Source organism: Enterococcus florum (assembly GCF_004309355.1).
Taxonomy (GTDB): Bacteria; Bacillota; Bacilli; order Lactobacillales; family Enterococcaceae; genus Enterococcus_A; species Enterococcus_A florum.
The window spans coordinates 154071-166876 of sequence record NZ_BJCC01000008.1 but is presented as its reverse complement, the minus strand read 5'-3'; the positions used below and the strand labels follow the sequence as shown (position 1 = coordinate 166876).

At 43.5% G+C, this 12806-nt stretch carries 13 protein-coding genes; 2 read left to right on the top strand and 11 right to left on the bottom strand.

The genetic code is table 11. From position 1 onward, the window contains the following. Positions 1 to 38: 38 nt before the first annotated feature. Complete coding sequence (locus tag NRIC_RS05030; RefSeq protein WP_146621616.1) at positions 39 to 1856, top strand: transglutaminase-like domain-containing protein; 1818 nt, start codon at positions 39 to 41, stop codon at positions 1854 to 1856. Between the two features lie 49 nt (positions 1857 to 1905). Here the strand turns inward: NRIC_RS05030 and NRIC_RS05025 are convergent, their stop codons facing one another. From NRIC_RS05025 to NRIC_RS19230, 6 genes are all read right to left on the bottom strand, one after another. Next, positions 1906 to 3681: an ABC transporter ATP-binding protein gene (locus tag NRIC_RS05025; protein WP_146621615.1), complete on the bottom strand. Its 1776-nt coding sequence runs from the start codon at positions 3679 to 3681 to the stop codon at positions 1906 to 1908. Further along, complete coding sequence (locus NRIC_RS05020; protein ID WP_146621614.1) at positions 3681 to 5432, bottom strand: ABC transporter ATP-binding protein; 1752 nt, start codon at positions 5430 to 5432, stop codon at positions 3681 to 3683. The genes NRIC_RS05025 and NRIC_RS05020 overlap by 1 nt, the downstream gene beginning before the upstream one ends. A 469-nt stretch (positions 5433 to 5901) precedes the next feature. Then, a complete protein-coding gene (locus NRIC_RS05015; RefSeq protein WP_146621613.1) occupies positions 5902 to 6558 on the bottom strand; it encodes an ABC-2 transporter permease in 657 nt (218 codons plus the stop codon). Beyond that, positions 6539 to 7405, bottom strand: a complete 867-nt coding sequence (locus tag NRIC_RS05010) for an ABC transporter ATP-binding protein (RefSeq protein ID WP_146621612.1) — start codon at positions 7403 to 7405, stop codon at positions 6539 to 6541. The genes NRIC_RS05015 and NRIC_RS05010 overlap by 20 nt, the downstream gene beginning before the upstream one ends. Continuing rightward, on the bottom strand, positions 7405 to 7779 hold the full coding sequence (locus NRIC_RS05005; RefSeq protein ID WP_146621611.1) for a GntR family transcriptional regulator: 375 nt from the start codon (positions 7777 to 7779) through the stop codon (positions 7405 to 7407). The genes NRIC_RS05010 and NRIC_RS05005 overlap by 1 nt, the downstream gene beginning before the upstream one ends. 112 nt (positions 7780 to 7891) lie before the next feature. Continuing rightward, the gene (locus tag NRIC_RS19230; RefSeq protein ID WP_175580006.1) at positions 7892 to 8041 is read right to left on the bottom strand and encodes a glycine zipper domain-containing protein; all 150 of its coding nucleotides are present in this window, start codon (positions 8039 to 8041) and stop codon (positions 7892 to 7894) included. Between the two features lie 344 nt (positions 8042 to 8385). On the opposite strand from NRIC_RS19230, the gene NRIC_RS05000 reads away from it, so the two are divergent. Further along, on the top strand, positions 8386 to 9435 hold the full coding sequence (locus tag NRIC_RS05000) for an LPXTG cell wall anchor domain-containing protein (RefSeq protein ID WP_146621610.1): 1050 nt from the start codon (positions 8386 to 8388) through the stop codon (positions 9433 to 9435). Positions 9436 to 9543: 108 nt separating this feature from the next. Here NRIC_RS05000 and NRIC_RS04995 read toward each other — a convergent pair whose 3' ends face one another. The 5 genes from NRIC_RS04995 to pduA form a co-directional block, all read right to left on the bottom strand. Next, the gene (locus NRIC_RS04995) at positions 9544 to 10017 is read right to left on the bottom strand and encodes a type II toxin-antitoxin system RelE/ParE family toxin (RefSeq protein ID WP_227873739.1); all 474 of its coding nucleotides are present in this window, start codon (positions 10015 to 10017) and stop codon (positions 9544 to 9546) included. Between the two features lie 128 nt (positions 10018 to 10145). Beyond that, the gene (gene metK, locus NRIC_RS04990) at positions 10146 to 11300 is read right to left on the bottom strand and encodes a methionine adenosyltransferase (protein WP_146621609.1); all 1155 of its coding nucleotides are present in this window, start codon (positions 11298 to 11300) and stop codon (positions 10146 to 10148) included. 17 nt (positions 11301 to 11317) lie between these two features. After that, the gene (locus NRIC_RS04985; protein ID WP_146621608.1) at positions 11318 to 11581 is read right to left on the bottom strand and encodes a EutN/CcmL family microcompartment protein; all 264 of its coding nucleotides are present in this window, start codon (positions 11579 to 11581) and stop codon (positions 11318 to 11320) included. A 15-nt stretch (positions 11582 to 11596) separates the two neighbouring features. Continuing rightward, positions 11597 to 12436, bottom strand: a complete 840-nt coding sequence (eutJ, locus tag NRIC_RS04980; protein ID WP_146621607.1) for an ethanolamine utilization protein EutJ — start codon at positions 12434 to 12436, stop codon at positions 11597 to 11599. A gap of 81 nt (positions 12437 to 12517) precedes the next feature. Then, on the bottom strand, positions 12518 to 12790 hold the full coding sequence (gene pduA / locus NRIC_RS04975) for a propanediol utilization microcompartment protein PduA (RefSeq protein ID WP_146621606.1): 273 nt from the start codon (positions 12788 to 12790) through the stop codon (positions 12518 to 12520). Positions 12791 to 12806 lie beyond the last annotated feature (16 nt).

Genomic DNA, 12806 nt, shown 5'->3' with positions numbered 1-12806 from the left:
AAATCGACCCCCAAAATATTAGATTTTTGGTCTAACTTTTGGGGGTCGGTACAATCGTAGCTTTTCCCCTGCTTTTTTTACTGGTAATTCTTTTAGCCGTCATGATGATTCAGTTTGAACGCTTTTATTTTGCTTATCTCCTGCTGATCAGCTATTTGCTAGTGCTGAATGTGTTTAATACCGTTGATTTGAGCCTGCCGCTCGTCGTAGTGTTTGGCTGTGGAATTCTATCCCTGCTGTTTAAACGCCAACAGCTGCTTGCTGGCAAATGGCTGATCGGCCTTTCCGTAGTTCTTGTCCTACTAGGAGTGCTGGCCTTTTACGCCCCCAGCACAGGAATTCGCACCACGCTGACGAACTGGTCGGCTCCCGTACGCAATGCCTTGAATGCCCGGGGATTTTACCAGGCGCTGCAGCATGTGACTCCTTCCGGGCCGTCTCGCACTGGATTTAGTGAAAATGACGGGCAATTGGGCGGTCCTTTATTGGACGACAACACCATTTTATTCGAGGCGACCCAGCAGCGATCCAGCTATTGGCGAGTCGAAAGCAAAGATTTCTATTCTGGAAGGGGTTGGGAAAACACAGCACCGGAGCAATCGCAATTTAGTCGCCGCAGCCCATTGGAACACGGTACAACCTTTTATCAGCATGCCTTCAGTGAACCCGAGGAAAGCACTGTTCATTTTTTCAATCATGGGATCTACGTACCGCTCCCTTATGGTCGGAGCATCGTCCAAGCAACAGAAGGTACGACTGGTTTTGTCTTTTTGGAAGAAACAGGCAGGGTCAACTTCATCGACTCCAACAACGGTGAAAAGGAGATCTTAAATCAGTGGTCGACTCCTGACTATCAGTTAAGCGATTTAGCAATGATCCAGCCGCAGCTGCCGCTAGAAAGTCAAGTCGATTACTTGCAGCTGCCGAATGAATTGCCAGCAAGAATTAGAGATTTAGCTGAGAGTCTGACGGCCAATGAAGAAACGATGCTTGGCAAAGTTACTGCGATCGAGAACCATTTGAAAAACAACAGCGATCTGCGTTATTCCAAAGTTGATACGGATTTTCCACCGGAAAATCAGGATTATGTCGACCACTTTCTGTTTGACTCGCAGGTCGGTTATTGTGACAATTTCTCAACGGCGATGGTCGTTTTGCTGCGTTCAGTCGGGATTCCTGCCCGTTGGACGAAAGGCTTCGCCCCAGGCGACGCTGGACAGGTCGATAGTGATACGACGGTGTACACTGTTCGAAACCAACACGCTCACTCTTGGGTGGAAGTCTATTTTGATAGTTATGGCTGGCTGCCGTTTGAACCGACTCCCAGCTTTTCTAACCCGGACCGACCTTCAACGGAAAACAGCTCTGCACCAGCAGACACAGCTGAAGAAAGCACAGATGAGGTGGATCAAGATACGATTTCCAGTGAAGCAGCAGAATCAAGTTTTGAAGAACAATCTGCAGATCAGGAAACGGATCAGAGATCACCGGAAAATCGCACGTTGACTGTGCTGCTTGCACTTGCCGGCGTGATTGCTGCCGGGTTCTTTGTTGGCAGACGCTACCTGCTGAGCCTTCAAATCAGCTGGTTCAACCGTTTTTCCAAGGAACCGGCACGCAGAATCTATCCGTTGATTTTAAAACAAGTAGAAAAAAGCATTCCGCGCCAGCCTTCTGAAACCTTACGAGCATACGGAAAAAGAGTTGAGGCGGCTGAATCTTTGTTTACTGGCAGGTTCATTTCTTTCATTGACTGTTATGAATTGATGCTTTACAACAAAAAAGAATTTGAACCGCTCAGTACTTCTGAACTAAACGACCTGGTTTCAATCACCGAGCGTTTGAAGAAAAACTAAAAATCACCGTCTGCCGCTATAGAGATAGGGCAAACGGTGATTTTTTCGATTAATGATTCATAGCCTGAAGTCGATACATATCCGCATAAAGTCCTTCCTGCTGCAGCAGTTCATCGTGGTTTCCTCGTTCTACGATCCGGCCTTTGTCCAATACTAGAATCAAGTCGGCATTTTTGATTGTCGATAACCGATGGGCGATCGCCACTGTCGTCCGTCCCTCCTGCATTCTTGCCAATCCTTCCTGAATCAATCCTTCTGTTTCTGAATCAATATTGGCAGTGGCTTCATCCAACACGAGGATTTTAGGCTCGGTCACCATCGTGCGGGCAAAGGAAAGCAGCTGCTTTTGTCCACTAGAGAAGCCTGCACCATGTTCGACCACCTTGGCTTGATACCCGCCCGGTAATTTTTGAATAAAGTCATCCGCCTGAACAAAGGTCGCAGCTGCCTCGATCTGTTCTTCGCTCAGCTGGCGATTAAACATGCGAATGTTGTCGGCCACATTGCCATAAAACATGAAAGCATCTTGCAATACGAGACCTAGTTTATCGCGCAATTCCACCATTGGAAACTCCCGAATATCAAAACCATCGATCAAAATTTGACCTTCGTAAAATTCATAAAACCGCATCAACACATTGATGATCGAACTTTTTCCACTTCCAGTATGTCCAACCAACGCCACGGTTTCCCCAGGATTGACGGTAAAGGAGATGTTCTTTAACACACGGTGTTCGCCGTCATAAGAGAAGCTGACATCGCGAAACTCAATCTTGCCTTCCGTAATCACCTTGTTGGCATCTGGGTGTTGGGCTGGTGCCAGTTCTTGCTCATCCATAATTGCCAAGATCCGGCCGCCAGCCACCAAACCATCCGAAAAGACACTCAAGTAATCCATCATCCGAGTCATTGGGTTGAAAAAGGCTTGAACATAACTCGTGAACGCATAAACCAGCCCGACCTCCAGCGGCGTAATCGTTGCTTCGATCCCAAACAAGGTCAATGCCATCGCCACAGCCAGAATGTACAATAAGTTGATAATCGGTGCCAACAGCAACGAATTGATTTTGACCATCGCCAATCTGGTTTTCAAATATTCTTGATTAATGTCCTCAAATTCCTGACTCAACCGCTGTTCCTGTTTGAACTGCTGAATAATCTGCATTCCAGAGATCGACTCGTTGATCTTCGTATTCAGCTGACTCAGACGCTCTCGCATTTGGCGGTAGGTTCGCGAACTGAATTTTTGATAGGTTGCCACCACAACTAGCAAAATTGGTAAAAACAACAGGTTTATCAGGGCAATTTTGCGATTGATCTGGAACATCCCTAGAAAAGACGAAGTCACCGCAAAAATCCCCGTTGCGACCATTAAAAACACCTGCCAAAATTCAAACAACGACTCAGTATCGTTGGTCACTCGTGAAACAGTTGACCCTGCTGGCACACGATCAAAATACCGCATGCCTAATGTGTGCAGCTTTTCAAACAACCGGAAACGAATGTGCTGAAACGTCTTCAATGAAGCAATCGAGTATAGATAGCTTTGGAAAAACTGAACGACCGCTTTAATTACCGTTCCTAAAAAATACAGCCCCGCGAACCCGAAAATAATTTGCATCGTGGCGGATTGATTGGTCAAATAATTGTCAATAAAAGTCTGGATCACTCGCGGCAGCAAGACATTCGTGATCGACAAAAGCAAAGCAAAACCGATTGCGCCAAGAAACATCGGGTAAAAAGGACGAGCAAAGGCAAATAGCTGCTTAACAATCGATAGTTGTTCCTTGAGCGGGATCGTTTGATTGATCACTTTCTTTTCCATCAGCTCTCTCCTCCTTCAATTTTGGCTTCCAGCTGCTGCCGCTCCCACATACGCTGGTACCACCCATGCTGCTTCAGCAACTCGTCATGCGTTCCTCGTTCGATGATTTCCCCTTGATCCAAAACAAGGATTTCGTCAGCATGCATGACACTACTCAACCGATGGGCCGCGATAATCGTGCTTTTTCCACTGCGCGAGCTGCGAATATTCGACAAAATAGCCTCTTCAGTCTTCGCATCCACTGCAGACAATGCATCATCTAAAATCAACAGCTCCGGCTGAACGATCAAGGCACGAGCAATCGAGATCCGTTGTTTTTGCCCACCTGAAAGAGAAACGCCTCGTTCACCGACTAAGGTGTCATAGCCATTAGGCATCTCACGAATGTCTTGATCAATAGCTGCAAGTGCAGCAGCGTGTTCAACCGTTTCCTGTGGCAATGTGGGATCAGCAAACCGGATATTTTCCAGGATCGTAGTGGAAAACAAAAAATGATCTTGTGGGATATAGCCGATCGAATCCAGCAAAGCATGTAATGAATAATCCTTAATATCATGACCACCAAAAACGATCGACCCGCGATAATCATCGTATTCTCGCATCAATAACTTCAGCATCGTGGTTTTCCCTGCCCCCGTCTTCCCGACGATACCGATGGTTTGTCCATCCTTCATTTCAAAAGCAACGTTTTGTAAAATCGGCGTTGGCTCGTCTGGATACTGAAAAGTATCGATCGCAAAAGCTAATTCGCCTTTTGCCGACTCTTGAATAGACTCGGCTTTTTCGACGATCGCGGTCTGCTTGCCAAGCAATTCGGCGACCCGATCATAGCTGGCATTTCCCCGCTCCAGCACGTTGAACAAACGACCGATCGCAAACATCGGCCAGATCAGCATCGCGATGTAGCTGATGAAGGAAACCAATTGTCCGATCGACAAGATGCCCCGCATGATGAACATTCCGCCCACAACAATCGCCGCGACATAGGAAAAACCGACGATAATCGTAATCATCGGATCAAACAGCGCATCCAAAAAATTGACCCGCTTGTTTTTGGCGATCGCATAGTCGATCTTTTTTCCAAAGTCCTGCACATCCGCTTGCTCCAAGCCAAATGTTTTCAGTACTTTCATCCCAGTAATGCTTTCTTGGGCTTTGTCATTAATCCGTGAAAAGGATTCCTGCGCATCGCGAAAGGCATCGTGCAGCTTTTCTCCTAAAATCTTCGACATCAAGGCCAAAAGCGGAAGCGGAAGCAACGCGATCAAGGTCAGCCGCCAATCCACGAACAAAATCATCGCAACCACCGTGGCTCCCCCTGTGATAAATGAATCCGCAAAAGTCAAGATCCCTGACCCAGCAACGTTTTGGATCGCCGTCAAGTCATTGGTCGCATGAGCCATCAAATCTCCCGTGCGATGCTCCTGATAAAAGACCGCATCCATCTTAGTAAAATGATTGAACAACCGCTGACGCAGATGTTTTTCCAATAGGGCTGCACCGCCCCAAATATTGGTCCGCCAAATATAACGAAACACATATTGGGCCGCACCTGAGCCAATCAATAGACTGACCCACAACGCAATTCGTTGAAAATTGACCGTCGACGTGTCGATCTCATCAATGATGATCCCGATGATTCTCGGCGGAAACACTTGGAAGATCGCCACGATAATCAACCCTGCGACACCGATCATGTACCTTTTTTTCTCTTGGATGAAAAACCATCTCAGTTTTCTAAAAATGGACATCTGTCCAACTCCGTTCTATGTAAAATCTCCTTGCGCCAATTCGCTTACTATATCACTTCACCCTTAGTTTAAGTCAAGCCCTAGGAAAAGAAAACAGAAAAAAACAGCCAGAATTCTCCAGCTGTTTGTTCATTCCTCATTATTCCGCTAAATTCTTTTTGAAAAAGACATTGTCAACGGCGATGACTTCTTAGTCCCCTAGTAAATCAGCCATCGTACACTTCACGAACGCTTGTTTCTTGTAGAACTTCTGGGTGGCAAAAAAATTAGTGACTGTCCTAGGCACAGCGTTTTGTATGGATGGAATTTGCAAGACGCCTATAAAGTCTCCAACAACTGGCGATCTACTGACTAGCCATCCAAAGTGATCGGAATCTTAAATGCCTCCTGATTCGTATTTCTTTTCAAACGGAGCGGTGAGTATTTCTGCTAGCTGCGTTCTTTCCTTTTCAGTCAAATCGTACAGCCATTATAACTCTTTACGTTGGATGATTCGAACGGATAATTTGAAAGAAAGGAATAAAATGAAAAGCGTGATCAGACCGCTGATTCCTACTAGTCGTTCAGCGGGAGTCTGAATCAGTTTTTGCAGCACTCCAGTGAAATCAAGGTTTAAAACATCAATCAAATTTCCGCCTAAGAAACTGAAAAAGAAAATGACGCCCATCACCGCAATCATGATCAGTCGGCTCTTGTCTCCCCCAAACTTCAGGTAAATCGGAAGCATCAAACTAATGTAGAGCATCCCTACGATAAATAGCAAAACCAATGTAAGAAAAAACAAGGACATGTTTAAGGTCTCTCCTTGCACCCAACACATAGTGCTAACCAAGAAAAATGAGAGCCCGACAGCAATCAAGCAAATCACGAATGACAATCCATATTTCTCAATTACATATTTTTTTCGTGAAATCGGTAATGTGAATAGGAAGGTCATCCCGTGATCCATCTCGTCATAAGTAATCGTTGTAAAGGCCAGTGATGTGAAAAAGAAAAGCATCAAGCTAGGAACGATCGCTGCATTCTCCAAATTCAATGAATTGATGACAGTCAAACTAATCATCGCTAGAAAAAGGAGCTTGTGCTTCATCAACATTCGAATATCCTTAATATACAAACCCTTCATGTTTCTCCCCTCCCATAACCATGCGTACGATTTCATCAATATTTGCTTTTTCCACAACATAATCAGGATGATTCTCGCGATAAAACTCTCGTTGATCTGTCAAACATTGATAACCAAAGCTTGTTGAAATCAGTGCAATGATGTATTCTTTCTCCATCCAAAGAAACTGTTCAGCTGTCACCTTCACAACACCGTACTGATCCAGCAAAACATCTGTGTCTTCCTTCAAAATAATTTTTCCCTGGTCAATAAAGTACAAGGTATCGCAAAGCTGCTCCAAATCCTTCGAAATATGTGAGCTGATCAAAATACTACGAGTCTCATCCTTTTCAAGATAATCCTGCAACAAGTTTAAGATCTCATCCCTTGCGACCACATCCAACCCCGCAGTGGGTTCGTCTAAAATCAACAATGATGCATGGTGACTAATCGCCACTAAGACCTTGAGCCGTGCTTTCATTCCTGTAGAAAATTCTTTGATCGGTTTATCAAAGGGCAATTGAAAAGCCGTACATTTGTCTACAAAGAATTCCTTCTGGAAATGGGTATAAAACGTGTTGAGCATTGGAATAATATCCTTAATCATTAGAAATTCGCTGAAGCCGGATTCCGCTAAAGAAATCCCTAATTTCTGTCGGTCATGATCCTTCAATTTTTCAATCGGCTTGCCAAACAGTTGGATCTCCCCAGACTCATAGGAGATCAGTCCCAGTGCTGCTTTGAATGTCGTACTTTTGCCCGCCCCGTTGCGACCAACTAAACCAATGATTTGTCCCGGTAAAATCTCCAATGAACAATCCAATTGAAACTCTCGATACGTTTTTTTTACATTTTTTAGTGTAAGCATTATGATTCCTCCAATATCAGCTGCACCAGTTCCAACAGCTCACCTTCACTGATACCGATTCTTTTGGCTTTTGCGACAATTAATTCCAGCTCTTCTTGGATCGACTTGACCTGTTCCTCCCATTTTATCGACGGATTAACCCCGCTGACGAAGCTGCCTTTGCCATGAACCGTTTGGATCATCCCCTCTTGATCCAATGCATCATAAGCTTTTTTAACAGTCAAAGCACTGATTTTTAATTCTTTTGCTAAAGCTCTCACCGAAGGCAGCGGATCATTTTCATTCAGAGTCCCCTGAATGATTGCCCCTTTGATCTGCTCAACCAACTGTTCATAGATTGGGATCATCGATGAGTGCTGAATAATAAGTTTCATGGCCAATTCCTCTCTTTGTAAACAGTGTATAACAGTACATATCAGTTGTCAACTCAAAAAAGCATCTGGCCGTAAGCAGACGCTTTTTTAGACTAATAACACAATCTTTTGATTACTTCTTTTTCTTCTTACGAACAAATACGCCTGCACTGCCAAGTGCGACACCTAATGCCAATCCCAGTGCCAGATTATCGAAAACGAGCCCATAGATCAGCCCTAAGGAGATTCCTATCCCTAAAGAGCTTCCGTCGTCTTTTTCCATTGTGAGACACCTCCTATTTTTTCTGAGTTTAGTATATCAGATTGGTGGGAGTGGATGATGGAATTTCCTTAATGGTTCAATTTCCGGCTAGTTTGGCAGTTTTTTACAAATGAGTTTTATAGGATGGATTATTCTCAAAAATAGACTTTGACGTAATAATTAAGATTAATTCATGTTTCATAAAACCAATCTAACATTAAAAAGCACGAAAGTCGTTTTTAAACCTAAACAATCTTTCAAAAGACAGTCAGCAAAAAAAGATTGAAAAGATTAAACTTTCTATTTTACAAATAGATTTCTTGTGTTACAATAATATTACAAAAAGATTACAAGGAGTGATTTAGATGAAAAAATTTGCTTTATTCAGTTTGTTGGCCTTGACCTTCCCCCTTACAGCGTTCGCTGAAACGACCGAATCCGTCCCTAATCCAACTGCAGCTACCCAAGAACAGACGCTTGAAAGTATTCCTGCAGCGGAAGAAACGATCGACCCTAGTACGGTCGTTAAGGATACTGAAGCAAAAATTGAGGGACTTGAACCAGAAGTTACCATCAATTCTTCTGAAACGAAGAATGCTGAGACCGAAACAAAAGAATCCCAAGAAACTGAAGGAACGAAGCAATCCGAATCACTTGAAACCAAGATTAATGAAGTAGAAACAAAAGAAACTGAAACAGAAAAGGAAAAAGAATACACGCCGGCGGTTATTCGTGATCATTTGAAAGATAATGCTTATGGAATCAGTCAAGTTGAATTGGACAATTACACGGATCAGCAACTGAGCACTGCATGGAAAATTTTTGAACGTTACAATTACGACATCACTGGAATGGATTTCGGCAGCTACGTCAGAGTATTGCGCAAGGCTTACAAAGAAAATGTGATCTCTCCTGAAAAAGTTGAGAAGGTTTTAGCTTTCAACCCTAGCCAATATAAAACGACCGACGAACTAATTCAGAATATTGATCAATTGTACGATTACATTCAGGCTCTTTACCCTAAAGGCAATGGATTTGTTGAACTTAGTCATCTTTCCAAAGAGGAATTGGTGCATATCCTAAACTTTATTGCTCCTGACCAAGAAAGGATAGCTTCTATAAATGGCAATCTATTCTCTGGATTCGTCAACTGGATTCAGGCAGCTCCTGTAGGCAACGCGCCAATTGATAACGGCCCTAAAAAGCCTGATGAGATAACAAATATAGCAACAAACAGTAATCAAACAGCTGACACACCTAAAAAAGCTGACCTCACAGTCGATCAGCAAACATCCACACAAAAACAATATCCAAAAACTGGCGAACAACATACAGTATACCTGACTGTAATCGGAATGGTATTCGTCATTTCCGCTGGGCTGATTACTTGGAGAAAGAAACTTGCTCGTCACTGACTCTAAATACTGAGCTGCAACAGTTATTTGTGAACAGCTGTTGCAGTTTTTTATGTAAAGATAAAAACCTTCATGCAAGGGTTTCACTCCCTTATAAGAAGGTTTCGTTTAATTTAATGCAAAATAAGAATGTTTGGCTAGAGTGATTCTTTGTTTCTTGTGGACTTCACGCCGATGACCCAGCTCTAATGCTAAAACAATTAACTTTTGATTATCAAGTGTACAGATTACGCGATAATCCCCGACTTTATAGCGTAACTTCCCGGCATAATTTCCGACAAGCTCTTTACCAAAAACTTTCGCATCCTCACATCCTTCTAAGTATTTAGATAACCACATTAGAATGATTTTTGCTGCAAATCGATCCATCTTCTTTATCTGTTTATGAAATTTTTTAGTTATTTCCAATGGTCTCGAAACTGGGGCCTCTAGGTATTCCTTGTCAGCTAAGTCACCTAAGTTACTTACTTGGGCATCATATGCATCTTCTAAAGATTCTAGTGTTTTGGATTTTAGTAACTCAGAGAGACTTTTTCCTTCAAATTCTGCCATTTGAACTAAAAAAATCTTTCTCTTCTTCACTTGCACGTACTGTTATTGTTGCCATGTTGCCGCCTCCTCTACACTTACATTATATACCCGAACACAAATGTGTTCAGTCTTTATAAGTCTGAATTTCTGTGGTTGATCATAAATTATTAATAATGCTATCAATAACTCCTCATCACCAAAAACTTCAATCTTTCTACCTGATCCACTTTCTCCCAGGTAAATCCGCCGAAACGATTAAAATGACCATACACCGAAGTTTGTTTAAATATCGGCTGATTCAATTGCAGCATTTCGATTATTCCTTTTGGTGACAGATCGAAGGTTTTCAGCACAGCAAGTTTTAGATCGGCCTCTGAGACTCTATTCGTTCCAAAGGTCTCAAGATCAATTGCCACTGGCTCTTCATAGCCAATTGCATAGGATAAAGCTACCTGGCAACGCTGGGCAAGCCCAGCAGCAACAATGTTTTTCGCAATATAGCGCGCCATGTAAGCACCTGAACGATCTACCTTAGTACCATCCTTCCCAGAAAAGGCACCTCCCCCATGAGGGATTATACCGCCGTATGTATCCACTACAATCTTTCGTCCAGTAAGTCCAGTATCGCCGAACGGCCCACCCACAACAAACCGCCCAGTAGGATTAATTAAATAGCGTGTTTTTGTGGTTAATAAGTGCGGTGGTAGAACTGGTTGAATGATCTTAGTCTTTAGTTGACTCCGCAAATCATCTATAGAAATGTCTTCTTTATGCTGCGCTGAAAGCACCACATCTGAAATCCTAAGGGGTTGCCGATTCTCATCGTAAAGGAATGTCACCTGGGCTTTCCCATCCGGCAGTAAAAAGGGCAGCTGTCCATTTTGACGCAAAGTATCCAATTGCTTGACTATTTCATGAGCTAAATGGATTGGCAAAGGCATAAGATCATCCGTATCATCACAAGCATACCCGTAGACACTGCCTTGATCACCAGCCCCAATGTCACCAGTCATTTGGCTGACACCTTGACTAATGTCAGGAGATTGTTGGTGAAGATTGGTTAAAACAATACATTTTTCTGCGTCAATACCGATTTGCTGGCTCGTATATCCCACCTCGGACAATACTTTCCTAGCGATTGCCTCCACATTCACCTTTGACTGGCTGGTAACCTCACCGGCTATTACCAGTAAATTATTGGAAATCATACATTCAATGGCAACACGGGAGTGCGGATCACTAGCTAAAAAAGCATCCAAAAGATGATCAGAAATTTGATCACAAAGCTTATCAGGATGGCCTTGAGTGACTGATTCAGAGGTTAAATAATTCATATATGTTTCGCTCCCTTTTAGTCGTCAAAAGTGTCAATAATACCCACAATAGTAGCATCAATTGGCGCTTCCTGATTTTTTGCAGCCATACGAGCTGAGCTGCCTTTGACGATCAGCACAAATTCTCCCCGACCGGCTCCTACAAGATCGACGGCAACAATCTCTTCCAGCTTTTCTTGATTGCTTCGCTGAATCCGCTCAACAATCATTAGTTTATAGCCTGTTAAGGACTCTTCCTTTTTGGTAGATACTACATTTCCGACTACTTTTCCTATATACATGGGCTCATCTTCTTTCTAAAATAATTGACTTAACATTGCAATACCGGTGGGCGTTACATAGCGCGGATGCACTGGCTTGAAGGTCTCAACACCAGTAATTGTTTCGAATACTTTCTCAAACTGAGGGAACATGGTTGCGCCCCCCACTAAGTAAAGACTTTCCACCGGCTTGCCATACTCCATGAGAAAACGATGGGTAATCGTCGCCATTTTTTCCACCACTGGCCGCAAGATTTGAAAATTTTGCGCTTGCCCAGCAGGATCGCGCTTAATCGTCTCGCTTTGTGCTAAGTCCACTTGATAACTGCCGGCTAAAACCAGACTCATGTGATGGCCGCCTGTCGGTTCATCTGCGGAATAAACCGGTCGGCCTTTTTCAAAAATACTGATGCCAGTGGTTCCACCACCGATATCAATCACTGCTCCATTGGCTACCCTTAGAACAGCTGCGGCGGCTTCCGGCTCGTCAAAAATCTGAGTGGCCTCTATTTCAGCAGCTTCAATGACATGCCCTACTGCCTTTTTATTGTTCCCAAAGGTTTGGGGTGGAATGGCCCCGGCAGCCGACAGCAAAGGTCGTTCTAGCCAAGCTTCTGCCTGCTGTTTTAACCGTCTGACAATCTGCACTGTTTCAGAAAAGTTGACGATCAGGCCGTCCTTAATGACTTCAGCTTCCTCCGATAAACAGACGATCGGCTCGTTGCTTTCATCTAAAACTACTAAAACAATCGAGGAGGTTCCAAGGTCAATACCTGCCTTCAACTTTTGATTTTCGCTCAGCTTGCTGCAAGGTTGATTCAAGGTTTGATTGACAGCCGTTAATAAGTGATTGGCTGTCAATAAATTCTGGCTCATAAAGATCCCTTCTTTCTTGTCCTTAATAATAAATAGAAGCTTTCTATTCATTATTGAGGACAAGAACTGCCCTCAATTGTGCTACAGCTTAGGTAAAATACTTTCTACATCAGTGTGGGGTCTAGGAATGACGTGAACTGAAACTACCTCACCAACATTGGATGCTGCTGCTGATCCAGCATCGGTTGCTGATTTCACAGCGCCAACATCCCCTCTAACTAATACCGTTACTAAACCGGAGCCAATTTGTTGGTAGCCGACTAATTGAACGTTGGCTGATTTCACCATGGCATCCGCTGCTTCAACTGCTCCGATAAATCCTCTTGTTTCTACCATTCCTAATGCATCATTCATTGCTTTTCCTCCTCTA